This is a genomic window from Priestia sp. AB, from assembly GCF_028369225.1.
Lineage (GTDB): Bacteria > Bacillota > Bacilli > Bacillales > Bacillaceae_H > Priestia > Priestia megaterium.
Map to the genome: position 1 here is coordinate 84,767 of NZ_JAQMYN010000002.1, position 20,316 is coordinate 105,082.

Genomic DNA, 20,316 nt, shown 5'->3' on the forward strand with positions numbered 1-20,316 from the left:
TCTGTCACTGGATATAAAGTAATACTAGCTAACCCGCTTTGATTTTCATCTAAAAACTCTAAAGAATCCTCAGCTTTACTTTGACATTCAACTAATGCGACAAAATAGAAAACAAAGTTGGATACATTTCCTATCATTTTATTTTATGTATTTTCCTCACGTGCATATTTTTTACATTTTATAGGAATGATAACGTTACTCGTTGTATAACAAATATTCACTCATATAAAAGGTGGTAAAACGTGCGACAAAAATATCTTCTGAAAAGCTCTAATAGAGAAAAGACAACAGATTGTTCGGCAGCTCCCTTATATGATGATGTAAATAAAAATATAGAGAGACTATTAAACGAATTAGGAAATAGTTCTGATGTATCGTTTCGAATGGTTGAGTCTCCGTATCAAAAAACGTTAAAAGCAGCCGTTATTCACCTTGACGGATTAGCAGATGAAAACATTATAAATGAGAATATCATGACGCCTCTTATTCAGTGGCTTAAAGAAAGTAATCAAGTAGTAACCGTCAAAGAGATAGAAGAACAAATACCTCAAATATTGACTGTATCTCAATTGACTATAAAAGAGAATTGGCATGAATTTGTGTCGGCAGTTTTAACTGGTGATACGGTCATACTAATGAATGGAAGTTCTAAAATTTTCATTGGCAATACAAAAAAACTTCAGTCCCGCGCAGTAACAGAACCAACCAGTCAAACTGTTGTTAGAGGGCCCAAAGATAGTTTTACAGAGAATTTAAGGACTAATACCTCCTTGATACGAGCTAGAATTCAGGATTCTAATTTACGCTTAGACAGCATGAAAATTGGAAGCGTAACCCAAACAGATATAGGAATCATGTATATTCAAGGGAATGCAGATGAACGTATTGTAGAGGAAATCAAAGAACGTTTAAAAGAGATTAAGGTAGATGGGGTCCTTGAGTCGAACTATATTGAGGAATTTATCCGGGATGATAGGACCACTATTTTTCCACTTCTATTAAATACGGAACGACCTGATGCCGTTGTAGGAAATTTATTAGAAGGTCGAATTGCTATTATTGTACAAGGAACACCTTTTGTATTAATTGCACCTGCTATTTTTTCTCAATTTTTTCAGTCTCCCGAAGATTATTATCAGAATTATTATATTTCTTCCTTTTTAAGGATACTAAGATTTGGTTCTTTTTTTCTTTCTATGTATGCATCTGCTATCTATTTAGCATTGATTACGCATCATCAGGGACTTATTCCAAACACATTAATGGTCAGCTTAATGGCGCAAAGAGAAAGAGTTCCTTTTCCAGCAATTGTAGAAATGGTAGTGATGGAACTAGCTTTTGAGATGTTGCGAGAAGCCGGAATCCGAATGCCTAGAGCAATCGGACCAGCAGTCTCCATTGTAGGAGCACTGATTTTAGGACAAGCAGCTGTAGAAGCAGGTTTTGTATCAGCTGCTATTGTGATCATTGTTGCTATTTCTGCCATCAGCAATTTTACACTGCCATCTACTAGCATTGTCAATGCGGCCCGTGGTTTTCGATTTATCTTGATTATAATTTCAGCATTTATTGGCTTATATGGAATTTTGCTTATGACCTTATGTATATGGCTTCATATAAGCAGTCTAAGATCTTTCGGTGTCCCCTACTTTTCACCTTTTGCCCCCTTTGATTTTAAAGAGCAAAAGGATACTTTAGTTCGATTCTCTTTACCATCTCTGTTGAAAAAACATCAAAATAAATAGACGTCGTATAAAGATGAATGAGGATAGAAAATGAAAACTTATCTTTTGCTTTTATGGATTGCTAGCATTTGTTTATGCGTTTCAGGATGTTCGAATTACCGAGAATTAAACCAAATAGGGGTTATTATAGGAATGGGAATTGATGAGAATAAAAATTCGGAAGAACCCTATAAAGTAACCTATCAGATTATTAACCCAAGCGGTTTGTCACAAGGCAGTTCGACAGGAGGACAGGGTCTTCCTGTCATTAACTATACAGTAACTGCCAAAACACTAGTAGAGGCATTAAAAAAAGCCTCCGTCGTTATTCCAAGAGAACATATCACTTCACATCTTTCGCTTATCATTATAGGTGAAAAATTAGCAAGAAATGACCTTAGCTTATTATTTGATGCTTTGGATCGAGGCAAACAAGCCCGTACAAGTATTCCAGTTTTTATTGCACGTGATGGGACTGCTGAGAAATTGCTCGGTGTGATTGAACCTTTTGAGGTTACTCCAGTCAAAAGTATCCTAAGTACCAGCCAGAACAATCAAAAAATGTATGGAATAGTTAGTAATGTACAAGGATATGAAGTTATTTCTATGCTTTTGAGTGAGGGAAAAGATCTATCTCTTCCTGGAATCAACATTGACAAGCCCTCTCAGAAGGCAGAGGAAGCAGGCAATTTAGAGAATACCAGCCCAAGTGCTATGCAGGTAAAAGGATTAGCCATGTTTAGAAAAGGAAAATTAGTTCGATGGCTGGATGGCGATGAGGCTCGATCCGTTCAACTTGTTACGTCTGAAGTGAAAAGCACAGCCCTTGTTTTCCCTTGTAATATAAATGAGAATATCACAGTTACAGCGACTGGAATAAAAGGCCAAATAAAAACAGCAATCCGCCGTGGGCAACCTTTCATTCATACAGATTTGAACGTCGTGGGAGAAATTACGGAAACATCATGCCAAAAGGATTTAAACAACCCTAAGGTATTGAAAGAGTTGGAAAAAGAAGTCCAAAAGGAATTACAAAAGGAAATCACAAAAACTATTCGCATCGCACAAAAAGAAAAGGCAGATATATTTGGCTTTGGTGATAGCTTGTCTCGAACCAACCCTAGTTATTGGCGTCAGCATAAACAGAATTGGGAGAATCTATTTTCAAGTGCGAAGGTATCGATGAATGTGAACGTCAGTATTGTAAATACCGGAATGCGGACAAATCCTTATGAAGTAAATTAGATGAGGAGCTGAAAAAGCATTGACTAAAATAAAAATCGACGGGTTTCAATTATTTTGTATGATGTTTATCTTTATATTAGGCAGTACGCTGCTTTTAGATATCGGAAAGGCCGCCAAGCAAGATGCATGGATAGTCCCCCTTTTGGCTACTATTTTTGGATGTATACTGTATTTAGTCTATATCTCCTTATATAAGAGATACCCTAATATGCCTTTGACCGGCTATCTCATTAAAATCTGGGGTAAATACGTAGGCAGTGCTATCAGCTTTTGTTATATTATATATTTTGTTTATATTGCTTCCAGAGTACTACGTGATTTTGAAGAGTTACTAATTAGCTCTTCTTACTATGTTACATCGATTATTACGCTGGGCATGTGCATGACCTTTGTGTTAATTTATAGTATTCACTTAGGAATAGAAGCATTCGCACGAGTTACATGCTTATGTTTTGTTGTTATTTTACTGACTCTTTTTATATTAAATGTTTTGTATGTAGTGGGAGGCTATATCAAGGTGGAGAACCTTCAACCCGTATTAGCAAATGGATGGGGAAACATAGGCAAAGAGTTAGTCCCTCTTGGCATTACTGTCCCTTTCGGGGAATTGATTACCTTTACTATGATTCTTCCTTATTTGAATAAAAAAAATCAGGCTGCACCAATTGGGTTATCCGCCATTATAATAGGAGGGATTGTCTTAACCATTAATTCAATTATTCTTTTGTGTGTACTCGGACCAGAGACTGTTTTAAGATCCTCTTTCCCGGCTCTGACAGCTGTGAGTTACATTAACATAGCTAGTTTTATTCAAAGACTGGATACCTTTATTCTTATTCTCATGGTCATTTTAGGTTTTGTTAAAATAACCATCTATTTCTTTTGTGCAGTGATTGGCGCAGGTGATTTGTTTCGAATGAAACCTTCTGTTACAAACATTTATTTAATTGGCGGTGTTATTTTTTTCTACTCACTGATGATTGCTCCTAGTTACCAAGCTCATATAAATGAAGGACTCAAAATTGTTCCTTATTTATTGCATCTCCCTTTTCATATAGCAATTCCTATCCTATTGCTGATTACAGCATATATAAAACAAAAAATAAAGCCTGCCCTTTCATGACAAGGGAGGCTATTGTTTTTTTAAAACAGGAAAAATGCTAACAGTAAGGAATATCAAAGCAAATAAAATAACTAAAAAATAATCTTCCCCACGGGCAATTACAAAATATTGTTTTATGTTATAAAACGATTGAAACATATAGTTTCCCTGAAAAACGTCGATGAATACAATAAGAATATAAGCCCCGAGCAAAATGCATAAGGATGGAATTATTTTAGCCATTATATCAGCCTCACCTTTTTCTTTTAAAGTGCGGTAAATAATATAAAAATATACAAGGTGTCCATGAGATTTAATAATATTTATTAAATGATGAAAAATAATTGATTTTCTGCAAAGCAATCTGTTATAAAAATTTAACTCCACAAGAATTGTGGACATTGATCTCCAAAGAACTTTTTTCATTCTAATGTACGGTTCTATTTTTATAGACTCTTAAGAAATAGTACAAGCCAAGCAGAAGTAATCCTACATTTGTATAAAAATAAAAGATAAATCCATACAAAAAGTTCTTTTGAGCCAATGAATCAAAAACATAATGCAAAGAGTGGTATAACGCTACGTAGATTAAACAAAGATTCCAGAAAATATTTTCTTCTCTAGAGTAAATCTCTCTTAGCAATAAAAGGATAATCCACCAAAGCACAAGTATGGATAATGTACTGAGTAAGTTAATTGGATAAGTCTTATAGTAAAAGAAATACGCGCTGCTATAAAATAAAAGCATCGATAGTAACAACATGAATAGTGGCTTTCTGGAGTGTTTATTGGTGATAAAAAAGTACAAGCCAACTAAAATGGCAATAAAAAAATAAATGTAATTCAACGAATTTCCCATCTTAAACCTCAAAATTTTTATAATTTAATACTATGACATTTAAGTTTCTAATAAAATCTTTTATGTATTGGGTGAAAAGCACTGCACCTTATGCTACCTTGCCTTTTTTATGTGTATAATACTCAAAGATAGCAATCCCAAAGGAAACTCCAAAAGCGGTTGAAAATGCTGTTAAAAGATCAAAATTAGAGGTAAACAGAATATTAATCATTAAGTTTCCTCCAAAGAAGATTAAAAAATATACAAAGAATTTCAAAATAACTTTTTTCAAGAACTACCCTACTTTCATAGATTTCGTTTAAATTGACTGTTGATTCAACACAGATTTTAAAAATCACTAAATTATAAATATAACCAATATATGATTATATTACCATATATTTTTACTGACCATAAAAAAGAACCTCTTTAAAATAGAGGTTCTTTTTTATAACAGACAAGATATTTAGTTACGGTAATAACAAGAATTAAAATTCCATTCGCAAGCTTTAATAAAGATAATCCTCTTACTACCTATAGCTTTTCTACCAATTCATCAACACGGACACAAGTGAATCCTTTTGTTTGCACTGTTTTTAATACATCTTTTAACGCATTAATTGTGTTTCTTGGAGCTTCAGATTCTGCCCCGAGCGTATCTCCGCAGTCGTGCAGCAAAATGACGTCCCCGCCTTTTATGTTGGCCAGGCGTTGTCTAATCTTTTCGCTTCCGCCAGAGGTTCGCCAATCTTCCGCCATGATTGACCATAGAATAATCTTATATTTACCTCTTCTCATAAAATCGAAAAGGTTGAGCATTCCCCAAGGGGGCCGATAATAAATAGGTGTGACTCCAGTGATAGATTTAATCACCTTGGCTGTATTCTTAAGTCCATTTCTAACTTTCCAAGGCGACATAAACCAGTTGGAGTGATGTACGTAGTTATGAATTCCGATTAAGTGCCCTTCATTATGCATGCGCTGAATCAGTTCAGGGTACTTTTTTGCTTTAGTACCGACCACAAAAAAGGTTGCCTTCACCTCATTTTTCTTCAATAAATCAAGAAGTATCGGCGTATAAATAGAGTTCGGACCATCATCAAACGTAAAAGCAATTTTAGATAAATCCCTTCCTCTTTTAACTACGTTCACTCCTAGACCACGTGATAAGAAATACGGAATAACGGTGTATAATAAAATAAAAAAAATAATAGCAGAAATCATGAACTCCATATTATATACTCACCTCTATCTCCTTTTGCTTTTGTATCGTTCTACTATCTGTTACGTTACGTAATGGACCGCGTCTTGCTGCTTCGGTAATGACATGGAGAGCGTCTATGGATGATGTTTTGGTTTGATATTTTTTCATTCTTTGTTTCATCCATCTTAAAGGTGCTGAATCGCAGACAAGATTTTCAATTTGCGCAATTAACTCTTTTTCTGACTTTACAGACAGTGCGAATCCCGAACGACATAAATACTCTGCATTGTCTTCTTCTTGTCCTGGTAACGAATGATAAAGCAGTATTGGCAAATCCATCGCCATTGCCTCAGAGGTTGTCACTCCTCCAGGCTTGCTGATCATTAAATCTGAAATAGCCATTAATTCTTCAACCTTTTCACAGTATCCAAAAATTCTCACGTCATGCTTCGAGTCTTTTAATTCCCATTCTAATTGTGTTTTTAATTTCTTATTTTTACCACATACTATAAAAAGTTGAATCGGTGTGGAAATTGATTCTAATGCCTTAAAGGTTGAAATTCCTTTTCCAAAAAATCCGTCTCCCCCTCCCATGATGAGCAGGGTGAACATATTTGGATTGATCATATATTTATCTAAGAGAAGGTCTTTTGGAAGAACATCCATAAATCTTTTCCGTACAGGTATTCCAGTGTTTTTAATTTTGTCTGCCTCTACCCCTAACACAATTAATTGATCACGCAATCGAGCAGACCCTACCACATATTGATCTGTAGAGGGATGAATCCAATAAGAATGATCCGTATAATCTGTGATGATGGTTACCGCTGGAATATCAATTAACCCTTGCTCTTTTAATCTTGATATAATCCCGGCGGCAAATGGATAGGTACTAACCACTACTTTCGGTTTTATATCCTGTATGATTTTAAGCACAGCTTGCATGCCCGATAAAAAGATCGAATTTAGCTTAACGGAAAACGAATTTTTTACACGAGTTTTTTTATACAAAAAGCTATACACTTGAGGAAACTTCTTAATGCTTTTTTTATAAATATAGTGGCTGATTGGATAGAGGGTGGGATGAATCCACTCCATGATATCCATGGTAATAGGCTCAGCATCAGCAACCATCTCATTTACTGCCTCGCTTATGGCATTTGCCACTTGTTTATGTCCCTCTCCAAATGTAGCGGAAAGAATGAGGTATTTATCTTTCTCGCGATTATTCATGACTTTCCCTCCTTGTAGTTTTTATGCTTTTGCAATGTGGTAAAGCCTGGGCTGTTTCACGTACCTTTTTGTTCTCTTGTTTATACGAGTAAAAAATTACTCTACTAATAAAAGGGTAAACATGATAAAAAATTAATACCGGGTATTTAGCCTTTTTAATCAATTTGTGTGGTGTATCTTTTCTTCTTTTTCGTTACATAGATTGTTTAGGAATTTCTTACACTATTTATTAGAAAAACATACAGTCTTAAGTTGAGCTTTCAAATAGCACATTTTCAGTCTACGTTTTGTAATTAAAAATAGGCTAAAAATAACATTAAAAATCAATGAAAAATCCAATTTTTTTTATAAATAGTGCTACATTAAAAAAACAAAGGTGAAATTACTCTTTTCACTTCTCCTATTTTCAATAAAATTCAAGTTACTAACTGTGCTTTAGGTAAATACATACTATGAAAGAAGGACAAACCATGGATTTTATCACATCTTATATAAATCAATACGGATATATCGTGCTGTTTCTAGCATTGATGCTGGAACTTCTTGCTCTTCCTCTTCCAGGGGAGCTGCTCATGGGCTACGCTGGGGTTCTTGCCTTTCAAGGACATTTGAGCTGGGTGGGAAGTATCTTGGTGGCTGGTATGGGGAGTATGGTTGGAATGACCATAGCCTACGGAGTTGGTTATAAGTTAGGGACTCCTTTTTTTGATAAATACGGAAAAACTCTTCATATGGGGCCAGAGCGAATTGAAAGAATGTCAAAATGGTTTAGTGTACATGGAAACAAACTGTTGATTATTGCTTATTTCCTCCCAGTTATTAGACATATTACAGGATATTTTTCAGGAATTACTCGGCTTCCTTTTCGTACGTATGCACTGTACGCCTATAGCGGATCATTTCTTTGGGTCACCACATTTATTACTCTAGGAAAGTTATTAGGACCTCAGTGGGAACAGTTTCATCATTCTATCAAGAAGTACTTTATCATTGGGATGATTGTAGCTGTAAGTTTGTTCGTTGCTATTTACATTTATAAAAAGTTCAAAGTAACGATTAAAAAGATAGCAATTAATTGTCTCAAGTGGATAGTAAATGTGTTTCATACGCGGAAACGGGCAGGTCTTGTTTTTATATTTACAGCATTAGTAACATTAGGGTTTATTCTGCTTATGATTGGAATGACGCAAGACTTTATCGCAAACGAGTTTGGAGATTTTAACAAAATAACGAGTCTATTAATAACAGCCCTTTTTAATAAAGATTGGAATGTATCAATGCGGATATTTTTCATGCTGGGATCCAGGCAAGTTCTAGTGGCATTAATTGTCTTTACACTTGTATGGATTTTATGGAAAGGCAGAGATAAAAAAATCGAATTATTATCTCTGGTAGCTGTTGCAGGCGGAGGAGAGCTATACGAAGAAAGCCTAAGACGAATTTTCCGCCATTTCTCCCCTATTAGAAAGTCGTTGATAGAACAGCTTTCATACACCTTTCCAAGCGAGCAGTCTTTGATGGCTTTTGTTGTTTATGGGTTTGCTGTATTTATGCTGGTTCGACACTCTAAAAGATTATGGACTCCTACATTAGCACCAATAGCAGCCATTCTTATTTTATTGCTTATTGCGATTAGTCGTTTGTACCTGAGCATACAATATCCCAGCGATATTGCAGCAGGATATGTATTTGGGGGAGTATGGCTAGGGTTAAACGTTTTACTTCTTGAAACCTTCCGTCTTATGAAAGGTATTAGTCTATAGCGGTTCACTAAAAAGAAAATCAAACTAAACAGGAACTTATCTTGTCCAAATGGCATTTATTATATTTTGAACGACGGGAAAGGAGAAGCTGCATGCAAAACCGTATTTTAATCGTTGAAGATGAAGAAATGATTGCACGAGCTCTTCAAATTGAGCTTGAACATGAAGGATACAAAGTATTCGTAGAGCATGAAGGAAAAAGCGGCCTTGAAGCTGCTTTACATAATAGCATTGATCTAGTTTTATTAGACGTTATGCTTCCAGAACTTAGCGGTATCGAAGTCCTTCGAAGAATTAGAAAAAAGAACGCCTACCTCCCTGTTATTCTTTTGACAGCCCGTGACACTACGTTAGATAAAGTGATGGGACTAGATCATGGAGCAAATGATTACATCACCAAGCCCTTCGAAATAGAAGAAGTATTAGCTAGGGTGCGCAATAGTCTTCGCCATGGAGCTATCATTCAAGAAGTTACTGAAAAAAAAGATGTTCATTTATCAATAGAAGATTTATCTGTGAATTTAGAGACCAGAGAAGTCATAAGAAAAAACAAAACGATTATACTAACCCCGAAAGAATATGATTTGCTTGTTTATTTACTAAAAAATCAAAATATCGTACTGAGCAGAGAAAATATCCTCTTGACCGTTTGGGGCTACGATTATGAAGGAGAAACAAACGTAGTAGATGTGTATATTGGACATTTGAGAAAGAAAATAGAAGAAGAGATTAACTCTCCCTTGATTCGCACCGTCAGAGGAGTAGGATATGTGATAAGAAAGGAACCATATGAAAATTACGACCAAGGTTAACTTGTTTATTACAGTTTCTCTGTTAGTCAGCTTGCTCATTGTAAATACGATTGTATTTTTCTTGTTTATGAAAACGACCGTTAATATGGAAGCACACTTAGTCTTCAAAAATGCGAGTGAAATGTTGAAAAAATACCACATTTCCAAATCCTTAAAACTAGACAAAAACCTTTTAAACTCTTACATGCCTAGTCACTCTTTTATTCGAATCGTTGGGCCGAACTCTACAACTATTAATCAAGTCACTAACGACAAAGTTCTTGTTCAGAAAATCTCCCCTACTTTTTCAACAGAAAAGAACTTTGAACTTAGACCTTTTCAAGAACACCAAAATTTAGTAGTTCACGTACCGATTCATCAGAATCACAAAGTAATCGGCACGTTAGAAATAAGTGAGCGGTTATCAGGACTAGAAAGCCGCAAAGATATTATTTTGTCCATAATGGGGACTGTTACCATTGTTTCTGTTCTTCTCTCTTTTCTAGCTGGCAGATGGCTATCAGCTATCATTATGAAGCCTATTGTATCAATGATCTCTACAATGGAAGATATTGAACAAAGTGGAATGCTGAAAAAGATTGGTATACAAACTGAAACAAAAGATGAAGTGTACAAAATGGCAGCTACATTTAACCGTATGATTAGCAAACTGAAGGAAAACTCAGATAAACAAAGGCAATTTATTTCCGATGCCTCTCATGAGTTAAAAACACCTGTGACTGTTATTAGCAGTTTTATTACGATTCTTAGAAGGCATGGCACACAAGACGAAACAATAGCAAAAGAAACAATTGAGGCTATTTATTTAGAAACAAATAGAATGAAAAATTTGACTAAAACACTATTAAGTTTAGCTGAATTAGAGGACTCCGAACCTGTTGATATAAAATCAGTTGACCTTGTTTCTCTCAGCACAGCCCTTGTAACTCAGTTCATGCAAGTTTATGACCGACCTATTATTCTGCATAAAAATTCCCACTCCATTTTCATCAAGGGAGATGAATTGAAGCTGAAACAAGTGATCATTATCTTTTTAGATAATGCTATAAAGTATAGTACTGATGTAATTGAGGTCTTTTTGAAAAGTAATCAGTATAAAGCGATTCTCCGAATAAAAGATTATGGCATTGGCATACCAGAAGAAGAACAATCTCATGTTTTTGAAAGGTTTTATCGGGTAGACAAAGCCCGCAAACGGGATTCAGGAGGAAGTGGACTCGGATTAGCTATTGCTAAAAATATTGTGAACCTCCATAAAGGAGAAATTGATATACAAAGCAAAGAACATGCTGGAACAGAGATTAAAGTTACTTTTCCCCTTACAAACTGAGTAAGTCGCTTTTATATAAATTAGCTCATGTACCACTAGTGAGGCAGCAACTATCAATATTTAATTTCTAAAAATGCTAACTAATGAATACATTCAAAACGAAATCACCAGTTTTTCATGAGAAAAAACACCTCCAAGTGATTGCTCGGTACCCCATACCCGGTTTTCAGCTTGAAGGTGTTTTTTTATTTATATAAAATCAGAGCCTGTCCAAAAGATTAGCAACTACGTTTTCTTAATCTGCGAACGCTGATACTTTCTAAACTAGTCGTATTTCTATTACCTGAATTATCTTCCCATACTAAACATCCGCCTTCTGCTCGAATAAACGTACCATTGCCATCAAGCTGTCTTCCACCAGAAAAAACTTGAATTTTATCTCCTCTTCGAAAATTATCTACTATAGAGCGAGATTGAGGTGTCCGGTATATATAGTCTAAAAAGTTGTATCTTTTAAACACAAAAAAAGAACCCGCCACAATAGGAGGGTTCAAACAGGGTAAGTAAGAAAAAGAAATATACATGCATGTTCCTGGGGGGCACTACGCTTGTATAATCAACCTATACCCGCTATTCACTGATTGAAACAGTTAAAAACATTTCAAATAAAAATTAATAGTTAATCTATTAAATACAATCACAGTTTAATTAAATTAGCCCTATAGATTCTTGAACTACTCCCCCATGGATGATAACCATCACCTATATATATAAAGTCATACTTTTCATAGTATCCAACGTGGTTAGTGCATAAATAAAGATTATCAAATCCGGCATCTTTCGTATTTTCTTTCAACTTTAAAAGAAGTTGCTCACCTAAGGATTTACCTCGATAACTTTCTTCAATATAAAGAGCACACACCCAGGGCCATAAATCCATTCGACTTATAAAATCGTTGGTGATAAGCCCTGCACAGCCGATAATTTCTCCTTTATCTTCTAACAAGTACCAAACTGGAAGACAACTATTTGTCTTTAAGCTATGCATAATACAGTCTTCATAAAGTCTTAAATTCTCTTTACTCGCCCACTTACTCTGAATATATTCAATAGCTTTATCTTTGTACTCTACCTGTTCTCTAATATTAATAATTCGCATAACAAGTGCTCCTCTACAAAGAATAACAACCATCATTTACATAAAGGGTGTTAAAGACACGCTTTTTAATAAAAATGTGTTGTTTCTTTAATTAAAACTTATCCTTAAACCCATTCTCTCCTATGTTCACGAATAAATTTAATATCATTTTGATAATGTTCAAGATGCCCTTCGCCTATCATTTTTTGGAACACACTGTCGCCTTCACTGGCTTTTCTTGTAATTGTTTTACATAACCCCTCTAATCGCAGCAATACCACTTCCAAATAACCTTCTTGTAATTCTTCGCCGTATGATTCAAAAAATAATTTCACTCTTCGGTTTATATGTTGAGCATGCTGCAATGAATTATAATAAATCCTCTCACCTGTGTAAGAAAGATAAAATCTACTTAAAGGGACGCACGTATAAAGAGTATAAGCAATGTCCCAAATTCTTGGACCGGGCCCAGCAACATCAAAATCAATGATGCCTACTGGTCTTTCGTGCTTGAAAATGATGTTGTATATGGCAAAATCATTATGACATAGTATCTCAAATGGTTTAGGAGTGTGATCTATTGATTTCCAGCTGTCATCAAATGAAAAATCACTCACTGAATCATGATAAAGACGGAGCATTTTCCCTATTTCTATTAAAACATCATCAGACCACATATATTTCTTCAAGGGATAATTACCAGCTTCACCTTCAATAAATGACAAGACCTCTCTCCCTTTTTCATCAATGCCTAAAAATTTTGGTGCATAACTAAAACCTTTGTTCTCTAAATGCTTTAATAGTTTATGAAATTTATGACTATCTGATTTTAATTCTCGTCGTACAGTATCTCCCGAGCGATAAACGTTAGAGACATTCCCTCCTGTTAGCACTTCTTCGTCCTCAAAGCTTGACATATAAACCTTCCCCCTGAATATATCCTATTTGTCATCAATAAGTGAAAATGATAAAGCATTCGTCATAAATGAAATATCTCATTTTACTACTGATTTAGAAAAGTCCGTACTTTTTCTTTTGTAGCCCATCAACAATCCTTTGGGACTGACTAATAAAGTGGAGAAAATCGGTTATCGTTATATTACGTTACATTATAAAAAAGAATCTTCATTCGAAGATCCTTTTAACTGCTTGTTTCATACAAAAATCCGCTAAAAAGTGGAAGACCGCTACTGTGTTAAATCACCAAAAGCCTCCATCTGAGTGAATAATTTGTCCGGTAATCCATTCTGATTCTTCACTTGCTAAAAAGATAACTAATTTTGCGGCATCCCGGGGCTCACCAAGTCGACCCATTGGGAACTTTGGCAGTAGCTCTTCCTTTAACTCACTGCTCATCCAGCCAGTGTTAGTTGGTCCAGGATCTACAGCATTAACAGTAATTTTAAGAGGTGCTAATTCAATAGCAACTGATTTAGTAAACGTAGAAACAGCCCCTTTTGTTGCAACATAAGCCAAATTCCCAGGCTCAGGTGACTTATCTTGACCTGAAACCATATTAATAATTCGACCGCCATGCTTACCTTCGATTAGACGTGCAAACTCAACAGTCAAAAGACACGTCCCTCTAATATTCACGTTATAATGAGCATCAAGCATATCAGCATCTATAGAACGAAAATCTACGTCCACGGAATGTGTTGCATTATTTACAAGGATTGATGGAGAACCTAGTTTGTTTTGAACTTCATCAAGCAGCTTTCTTGGTGCATCGGGTTGCGATAAATCCAATTCCATTGATTCACATCGCACTCCCAGACTGCGAATCTCTTCCATAAGATGTTTCGACCATTTAAAATCATCCTCATTAAAATAATCCATTAAACGATCATACTTTGACCAATGAGTGAAAAAAATATCTGCGCCTTCTCTAGCTAATTCCCTGCATATTTCAGTACCAATACCTTTTGCCCGACTAGCACCAGTAACAATTGCAATTTTATTTATTAACTGCTTCATAAAGCATCTCCTCATGAGAACGTTGAATTCATATGCTTATCAATAGCACACGAATTCAGCAATCCCGTATATGTATATTAATCTATCAAGTTGTAATAAATGAAAAAATGTAATTAAAGTTTAAAAGGTATTTTCTCCATAGTAATCATTCATTCTTATTTCACCTCACATAAGTATTTTTCCATACATGCATTCAACTTTCCTGCCTTATCAACATGTTTCAGACAGCAAAAGCTGAATCCCCCTAGTCTCCAACAAGTTTAGGCTCTTTCCTTAGTTACATTTTCAAGAACGTTATATTTTACTTTTTAGTAAAAAGATAAAGAGATAGGTAGAATAATCGATTTCCTAAATAAAATTCTAAAAGGAAATATCCCTATGTTAGAGAACTGAATAAAGGACTGCTTTTCATTTCTCTAACACTTAAAAGGAGGTACACGAATGAATGAAGAGATAATAAAAATTGATAACGTTGAGATTTGTACAGAAAGTTTTGGAAACCCCAAGAATCCTGCTGTACTTTTAATAATGGGAGCAATGTCTTCGTTAGATTGGTGGGATGAAGACTTCTGTCTTCGCCTCGCTGAACATGAGAGATTTGTTATTCGTTACGACCATCGTGATTTAGGGCGATCTACCACTTATCCACCCGGTACGTCTAACTATACAATAACGGATATGGCTGACGATGCAATTGGTGTTTTAGATGCTTACTCTATAGACAAAGCTCATATTGTGGGAATGTCTTTGGGCGGGATGATAGGACAAATCCTTGCTCTTAGATATCCGGATCGCATAGACTCCCTTACTTTAATTGCATCAAGCGTATTTGGAACGGAGGCGGAAAAATTGCCCCCAATGGATCAGCGGATACTTGATTACCACAAGAAGAGTGCTTCCATAGACTGGTCAAATCAAGAGGAGACTGTTCTCTACCTTGCAGGTGGATGGAAAATTTTAAGTGGAACAAAACCTTATGAAGAGAAAAGAATGTATAAGCTAGCAGAAAGAGAAGCTGCCCGCGCCAAACAGCTGCCAAGTAGATTTAACCATGCTTTGCTTCAAGGAGGAGGCCAATATTATGACAGATTGAGTGAAATTACTATACCTACACTGATTATTCATGGAACAGAAGATCCGGCACTCCCATACGAACATGGACTTGCTCTTGCAAAAGCTATTGCTCATGCTAATTTAATAGCTCTTGATCGTACAGGACATGAAGTTCATAGCGAAGACTGGGAACAAATCATCAAATCAATTGTAAGGATTAGCTCCTAAAATCAAAACATGAGATATGCAGACTTCAAAGCGCTTTTTTAAGAAAGCTTTGCGGTCTTTTCATGTTTCAAAGTTCCTTCCTTCTACTTACAGTAGATAAAACTTTTCCTATAGCAAAGGGTATTTTGTACAAAAGTACCTACATCTTTTCAAAACATCATATTTACGATACACTGATAATTCGCGAAATATCCACATAAGGGTATTAAAGTAAGAAAATGGAGGTTTTTATGAAATATTTTAAGGTACTTTTTTGTTTAATCTTATTAATCCTTGTAGGTATAACCGGCTGTTCTTCAAAAGAAGAATTCACAAGCATTAACACTGTTGATGTAAAAGATCTTAAAGACCACAGTGGAACTTATGTTGGAGATAATTCTAACGTAGTAGCTATTGTAAGAGCATTGCCTGGAGGAGAAACGTTTAAAGAAATTAATTTACATAATAAAACACCAAAAATAATGTATGGTACTAAAGAGGACTCTTTATCAGAAGATGAAATATTAAAATATTGGCTCGACGGTAGGGATACACTAGAGAAAAACTTTCTTTATAATGCTATTTATTTAACGATACTAATACCTAATTCTGAAGGGTACAGTTTTAAAATAGATGATCAGAAATTCTCAGTATCTAGACAAGAAATGAAACAATTCATTTCCAAAAACATTCAAACTTTACCAAGTAGCAATGAGTTATTTGATAAAGAAAACGCACAGCAATTTATAGATAATAATAAAGAGAAGATTAATAAAGCAGTTAAATCGGCAACTATTCGAGAACAATTTTTTAAGAATGTTCCTATCGTAAAAGAATAAGAACAAATAAAGAGCCTTATTTAAGGCTCTTTATTTGTTTTCTATTTACTTAACCAAACTTTCAAATTAAATAAAAGCTCCAGAAAGTCACGAAGCAAGGAAGCTTTTCACAGCAGTTAAAAAAGCGGATAAGTTTCCTGCATGCACCTCATGTCCAGCCCCTTCTATCGTTACTAATTTACAATTTGGAATACGCTTAGAAACTTCCTGCAATTTATCTTGAGGAATATGGCTGGATCCTCCTCCTATAATGAGAGTAGGTGCAATTATCTCTGTAAGACTTCCCCACCATTTAGGGTTGGGGTTGTTTAACTGTTGAAGAATTGAAGGTACAACCTCCCAGTCAAACGATAAAGGACCAGGCGGTTTGGCAGGAATTTCGAACTTTTCTCCTGTAAAAGGTGGAGGAGTGTCTTCAACAATCAATCGATCTACCCTTTCTGGAAATGTTTCAGAAAAAAGATAGGACACCGTACCACCCATAGAATGCCCAATCAACGTAAAGCTCTCCAAATTCATCGCATTTACAAACTGAAGCAAGTCATCGCACATAAGTTCAAACGCATAGGTACCGCTTCTTTCACTTCCACCGTGTCCTCGCTGATCTAAAGCTAGAAACCGATATTCCTTCCCTAATACAGCTGCTACTTCATCCCAAGACTCTGCGCTCATTCCCAAAGCGTGAAGTGCAATAATGGCGGGTGCCGAAGCTTCACCCGCCTCTCGATACTGAAATGTTAAACCATTTAGTTCAATTTGATTTACTTGCATTTTCAAATTAGATCAACTCCTAACTCAGATTTCACCAATTAAAATCTAGTTTATTAAGGTTCATCTATATATTAGTGAAGGAATGAAGATTTCCTTCACCTTTTATCTTATTGGGAAAGACATCAGATTATTTTATATATCCTGTGTAATTCTTTAGTCAGCATAATTAACGTACCTAGAGTTTTTCACTTTGGATACCTATATAATTTAAACCAAAAGTACTGCAAGCCAATTGAATAAAAGATTGTAAAGGAAGAGACATAAATTTATCTTTATGCCAAAACATTTGTGTATAAAGAGGCGTATCAACTTTAGTACAAGCCAATTCTTTTAATATGCCTTTCTCAAGCTCTCCTTTTACTACTACTTCGGGCAATATGGCAATACCTAAATCCAGCATGACGCATTGCTTAATAGCTTCCACGCTTGCAAATTCAAATTTAGTTGATGTACAAATACCTGCCTCGCGAAACAAGTTTTCCAATACTACCCGATATGAACAACCCGACTCAGTATATAAAAGAGTCTCATTTTCAAGCTCTTCTAAGTAGATATCCGTTTTATCAGCTAAAGGATGCTGAGGAGAAGCAATAATTTTTAAGTCTTCTGCAACAAGACATTGTGTATGTAAATTTGCATCATGATGCTGAATAGGCTCCATTGTAAAGGCGATATCAAGAGTACCGTCTAGTAGCTGCGCTCTTGTTTGTGTGTGAGAGTAAATGGGCTTAAAAATCATTTTAACCTTTGGAAATTGATCCTTAAACTCTTTTAATATTGGAGGTAACCTATACGTGCACTGGCTTTCAGAAGATCCAATAATAAGTGTACCCGCAGGCTCCTCCACTCCACTTACAGCGTTTTTGGCTTCCTTAGTCAATTGAATCATTTTATCAGCGTATCTTTTAAATTCTCTACCCGCCTCTGTTAAAACTAAGCGCTTCCCTAAACGTTCAAACAAAGGCGTTTCAAGTTCATTTTCAAGCGCTTTTATTTGAGCGGTAACGCTTGATTGAGCAAAATTTAAAACTTTAGCTGTATAGGTAAAATTTAAATTTTCTGCAGCTGTTTTAAATGTAATTAGTTGTTTTATTTCGATTTTCCTCACCTCTATATAATCGGATATTTCGATTGATTCAATCGTAATGTTCATCTGTAATGATTGCTAATTTCATTATAAAATATGGTAAATCAAACCACAACATACTAAATATAAAGAGATAAGGGGAAATCATAATGTCTATAAAAAAAGAAAATACGAAGGAATCAATGAGTCTAGCGAAAAAAGATACCAGCGAAAAAAACTTCAAATACTATTGGAATGAAATTATTCGAGCGCTTATCGTGACTAAATGATTAAAACTAATCTCACACGCAAAAAAAGCTGTCACATAAAAGCGCTTAAATATAAAAGTATAATCCACTAACTCCGTATGTTGCCAGAGTAAGTGGATTATTCGCTTATTTACACTTGAAATCATGTTTATTGTCTTGAATCTAACCTGAACTCCGCAATGTCCTTGTCATCTTGAGAGATAATGAGTGTGCCTTTTAATGCATTAGCCTGTAGCTTTTTTAGTTTTTCTTCAGCTGGCAAAAGAGGTAATTCATTATTTTTTTCCTTTGCTCCTAAGGTATAACTAAGAGTAAATTTACTTGTTCCTTTAGATGGAATTTCTCCTATACTCATACCAATACCTAACTTATTGTTATCCATATTATAAATATTTGAACCAATTGCTTCTTTTACAGCTGATACTAACTCCTTATCTGGTTCTATGCGAATGTTTGTTTTAGCAAAATCAGAGAGGGCCATAATATTATTAGACTTATTTTCCATCGTGAATGTATAGTGTAACTCCGTTGGAACGATACGTTTACTTTTATTCTTTTTATCAGGTACTATCATTTCCCCAACGATCTTTTTATCATCTGTTAACGTTACCTCTGCTTTTTGTAATTTTAAGTACTCAACATTGTTTACATATTCCGTTTTTGAACAAGCGGAAATGATAAACACCACACAAATAACAAACAACCCCAGATAGAACTTTTTCATATTTCTCCTCCAAACATTTTTTATCCTACAACAACAAACATATGTTATCATATTTGTTATATTTTGTATTTTATAATTGTCATATGAGATATTATTAAACGTAAAAACACCAAGGTGCTTTATGTTTCCTTGGTGTCTTTTATTAGTTTTTAAGTGTTTAGTTAAAAAATAGATTTGGAGAAGGAAGTTAATTTGGAAATGAATGCTGAAGATGGACGTAATGGAGCTTATTATACATTTTTTGTATCTAGTAATTTTCTTCTATAAAACGTATCGCTTTGTTTAATTCTGAAGTTCTTAAAATGACTTCTTTATCATTAAAAATAATAAAGAAAGGGCTGCCTTCTACCTTTAAGTCTGGATATTGATTCTTTACTTCTTCTAAAGAGGAAAAATATCGAACCAGATTTAAACCCATTATTTCCTCTGGATGATCGATGTCTTCACCTACTGCCAAAATAGAATATTCTTCTCCATCTGACAATAACTCCTTAAGTGGAGAATCCGCATATTGTTTCTCCCAAGTTAAACTTGAACATGCTGCACATAGAATAGCCAAAGATAGAATAAAAGGTAAGTATAACCACTTTTTCATAACACAGCCCCTTCTTTATTCGAAATATATTTCAAAAGAAAAATGAGGCAACATCTTTATTTACCATAATGGATTTTATAGACACTTTAGCACCTTTATTGACAAGAATATAAAAACCACATAGGCATCTCCGTGTTTTCAACTAGCAGCAATTGTTTATGCTTAGGATCACCTTTAATAGCATAAATAAAATCACCATTTTGTGTTTTACCAAAGGCTCTAAAATATTTCTTAGAGTCATACTTTGTTTGATCAGCCATCTCCACGCACTCATAATTTCCATACGTATCACTTAAAAGCTTTGTGTTAAACATATTCTCGTCTTTCGTTACATAAAACTTATCGTAAGAAAAGAACAAAAAATATATACTTAACGCCCCTATAATTGTTATACAACTAGCTAAACCCCATCGAATTTTTTTATTCACTTTCAACCTCTTAAAATTTTTTTGTTTTACTATAATTAGGTTTTGATATATGTAATAC

At 34.9% G+C, this 20,316-nt stretch carries 19 protein-coding genes; 8 read left to right on the forward strand and 11 right to left on the reverse strand.

All coding sequences use genetic code 11. The features are described from left to right. The first annotated feature begins 242 nt into the window (after nt 1-242). Genes POF52_RS06690 through POF52_RS06700 form a run of 3 tightly spaced genes read left to right on the forward strand, consistent with a single transcriptional unit; the run spans nt 243 to nt 4,092 of the window. Nucleotides 243-1,745 carry a spore germination protein gene (locus POF52_RS06690; RefSeq protein ID WP_271991182.1) on the forward strand — a complete coding sequence of 501 codons (1,503 nt, stop codon included), beginning with the start codon at nt 243-245 and terminating at the stop codon, nt 1,743-1,745. Nucleotides 1,746-1,775: 30 nt separating this feature from the next. After that, nucleotides 1,776-2,969, forward strand: coding sequence for a Ger(x)C family spore germination protein (locus POF52_RS06695; RefSeq protein WP_271991185.1), 1,194 nt, complete (start codon nt 1,776-1,778; stop codon nt 2,967-2,969). A gap of 19 nt (nt 2,970-2,988) precedes the next feature. Further along, on the forward strand, nt 2,989-4,092 hold the full coding sequence (locus POF52_RS06700) for a GerAB/ArcD/ProY family transporter (RefSeq protein WP_271991188.1): 1,104 nt from the start codon (nt 2,989-2,991) through the stop codon (nt 4,090-4,092). A 926-nt stretch (nt 4,093-5,018) separates the two neighbouring features. Here POF52_RS06700 and POF52_RS06705 read toward each other — a convergent pair. The 3 genes from POF52_RS06705 to POF52_RS06715 form a co-directional block, all read right to left on the reverse strand. Beyond that, nucleotides 5,019-5,141, reverse strand: coding sequence for a hypothetical protein (locus POF52_RS06705; RefSeq protein ID WP_255255999.1), 123 nt, complete (start codon nt 5,139-5,141; stop codon nt 5,019-5,021). A gap of 302 nt (nt 5,142-5,443) precedes the next feature. After that, complete coding sequence (locus tag POF52_RS06710; protein ID WP_271991193.1) at nt 5,444-6,142, reverse strand: polysaccharide deacetylase family protein; 699 nt, start codon at nt 6,140-6,142, stop codon at nt 5,444-5,446. 1 nt (nt 6,143) lies between these two features. Beyond that, the gene (locus POF52_RS06715; protein WP_271991195.1) at nt 6,144-7,346 is read right to left on the reverse strand and encodes an MGDG synthase family glycosyltransferase; all 1,203 of its coding nucleotides are present in this window, start codon (nt 7,344-7,346) and stop codon (nt 6,144-6,146) included. Between the two features lie 470 nt (nt 7,347-7,816). Here POF52_RS06715 and POF52_RS06720 point away from each other — a divergent pair, with 470 nt between their 5' ends. The 3 genes from POF52_RS06720 to POF52_RS06730 all read left to right on the forward strand — a co-directional run bounded on the left by POF52_RS06720 (nt 7,817) and on the right by POF52_RS06730 (nt 11,251). Beyond that, nucleotides 7,817-9,109: a VTT domain-containing protein gene (locus POF52_RS06720; protein ID WP_271991198.1), complete on the forward strand. Its 1,293-nt coding sequence runs from the start codon at nt 7,817-7,819 to the stop codon at nt 9,107-9,109. Between the two features lie 92 nt (nt 9,110-9,201). After that, the gene (locus tag POF52_RS06725) at nt 9,202-9,921 is read left to right on the forward strand and encodes a response regulator transcription factor (protein WP_251442702.1); all 720 of its coding nucleotides are present in this window, start codon (nt 9,202-9,204) and stop codon (nt 9,919-9,921) included. After that, nucleotides 9,899-11,251 (forward strand): sensor histidine kinase, encoded by a 1,353-nt coding sequence (locus tag POF52_RS06730; RefSeq protein WP_271991205.1) that lies wholly within the window; start codon nt 9,899-9,901, stop codon nt 11,249-11,251. Before POF52_RS06725 ends, POF52_RS06730 begins: the two co-directional genes overlap by 23 nt. Before the next feature lie 637 nt (nt 11,252-11,888). Here POF52_RS06730 and POF52_RS06735 read toward each other — a convergent pair. The 3 genes from POF52_RS06735 to POF52_RS06745 all read right to left on the reverse strand — a co-directional run bounded on the left by POF52_RS06735 (nt 11,889) and on the right by POF52_RS06745 (nt 14,306). After that, nucleotides 11,889-12,350, reverse strand: coding sequence for a GNAT family N-acetyltransferase (locus POF52_RS06735; RefSeq protein WP_271991207.1), 462 nt, complete (start codon nt 12,348-12,350; stop codon nt 11,889-11,891). A gap of 104 nt (nt 12,351-12,454) precedes the next feature. Next, on the reverse strand, nt 12,455-13,246 hold the full coding sequence (locus POF52_RS06740; protein WP_271991210.1) for a phosphotransferase: 792 nt from the start codon (nt 13,244-13,246) through the stop codon (nt 12,455-12,457). A 283-nt stretch (nt 13,247-13,529) separates the two neighbouring features. Continuing rightward, nucleotides 13,530-14,306 (reverse strand): SDR family oxidoreductase, encoded by a 777-nt coding sequence (locus POF52_RS06745; RefSeq protein ID WP_271992171.1) that lies wholly within the window; start codon nt 14,304-14,306, stop codon nt 13,530-13,532. 441 nt (nt 14,307-14,747) lie between these two features. On the opposite strand from POF52_RS06745, the gene POF52_RS06750 reads away from it, so the two are divergent. Then, complete coding sequence (locus tag POF52_RS06750) at nt 14,748-15,587, forward strand: alpha/beta fold hydrolase (protein ID WP_271991213.1); 840 nt, start codon at nt 14,748-14,750, stop codon at nt 15,585-15,587. Between the two features lie 230 nt (nt 15,588-15,817). After that, on the forward strand, nt 15,818-16,405 hold the full coding sequence (locus tag POF52_RS06755; RefSeq protein WP_271991216.1) for a DUF4825 domain-containing protein: 588 nt from the start codon (nt 15,818-15,820) through the stop codon (nt 16,403-16,405). 87 nt (nt 16,406-16,492) lie between these two features. On the opposite strand, the gene POF52_RS06760 is transcribed toward POF52_RS06755, so the two are convergent. The 5 genes from POF52_RS06760 to POF52_RS06780 all read right to left on the reverse strand — a co-directional run bounded on the left by POF52_RS06760 (nt 16,493) and on the right by POF52_RS06780 (nt 20,258). Beyond that, nucleotides 16,493-17,182, reverse strand: a complete 690-nt coding sequence (locus POF52_RS06760; RefSeq protein WP_271991219.1) for an alpha/beta fold hydrolase — start codon at nt 17,180-17,182, stop codon at nt 16,493-16,495. Nucleotides 17,183-17,351: 169 nt separating this feature from the next. Then, nucleotides 17,352-18,275 carry a LysR family transcriptional regulator gene (locus tag POF52_RS06765; RefSeq protein ID WP_271992173.1) on the reverse strand — a complete coding sequence of 308 codons (924 nt, stop codon included), beginning with the start codon at nt 18,273-18,275 and terminating at the stop codon, nt 17,352-17,354. Between the two features lie 384 nt (nt 18,276-18,659). Further along, the gene (locus tag POF52_RS06770; protein WP_176583720.1) at nt 18,660-19,235 is read right to left on the reverse strand and encodes a hypothetical protein; all 576 of its coding nucleotides are present in this window, start codon (nt 19,233-19,235) and stop codon (nt 18,660-18,662) included. A 247-nt stretch (nt 19,236-19,482) separates the two neighbouring features. Further along, a complete protein-coding gene (locus tag POF52_RS06775) occupies nt 19,483-19,830 on the reverse strand; it encodes a hypothetical protein (protein WP_271991222.1) in 348 nt (115 codons plus the stop codon). A 95-nt stretch (nt 19,831-19,925) separates the two neighbouring features. Continuing rightward, the gene (locus tag POF52_RS06780; protein WP_176583722.1) at nt 19,926-20,258 is read right to left on the reverse strand and encodes a hypothetical protein; all 333 of its coding nucleotides are present in this window, start codon (nt 20,256-20,258) and stop codon (nt 19,926-19,928) included. Nucleotides 20,259-20,316 lie beyond the last annotated feature (58 nt).

Coding starts and splice junctions, on each gene's coding strand:
- POF52_RS06695 (WP_271991185.1), top strand. CDS start 1,776: ATGAAAACTTATCTTTTGCTTTTATGGATTGCTAGCATTTGTTTATGC.
- POF52_RS06705 (WP_255255999.1), bottom strand. CDS start 5,141: ATGATTAATATTCTGTTTACCTCTAATTTTGATCTTTTAACAGCATTT.
- POF52_RS06710 (WP_271991193.1), bottom strand. CDS start 6,142: ATGGAGTTCATGATTTCTGCTATTATTTTTTTTATTTTATTATACACC.
- POF52_RS06715 (WP_271991195.1), bottom strand. CDS start 7,346: ATGAATAATCGCGAGAAAGATAAATACCTCATTCTTTCCGCTACATTT.
- POF52_RS06720 (WP_271991198.1), top strand. CDS start 7,817: ATGGATTTTATCACATCTTATATAAATCAATACGGATATATCGTGCTG.
- POF52_RS06725 (WP_251442702.1), top strand. CDS start 9,202: ATGCAAAACCGTATTTTAATCGTTGAAGATGAAGAAATGATTGCACGA.
- POF52_RS06730 (WP_271991205.1), top strand. CDS start 9,899: ATGAAAATTACGACCAAGGTTAACTTGTTTATTACAGTTTCTCTGTTA.
- POF52_RS06735 (WP_271991207.1), bottom strand. CDS start 12,350: ATGCGAATTATTAATATTAGAGAACAGGTAGAGTACAAAGATAAAGCT.
- POF52_RS06740 (WP_271991210.1), bottom strand. CDS start 13,246: ATGTCAAGCTTTGAGGACGAAGAAGTGCTAACAGGAGGGAATGTCTCT.
- POF52_RS06745 (WP_271992171.1), bottom strand. CDS start 14,306: ATGAAGCAGTTAATAAATAAAATTGCAATTGTTACTGGTGCTAGTCGG.
- POF52_RS06750 (WP_271991213.1), top strand. CDS start 14,748: ATGAATGAAGAGATAATAAAAATTGATAACGTTGAGATTTGTACAGAA.
- POF52_RS06755 (WP_271991216.1), top strand. CDS start 15,818: ATGAAATATTTTAAGGTACTTTTTTGTTTAATCTTATTAATCCTTGTA.
- POF52_RS06770 (WP_176583720.1), bottom strand. CDS start 19,235: ATGAAAAAGTTCTATCTGGGGTTGTTTGTTATTTGTGTGGTGTTTATC.
- POF52_RS06775 (WP_271991222.1), bottom strand. CDS start 19,830: ATGAAAAAGTGGTTATACTTACCTTTTATTCTATCTTTGGCTATTCTA.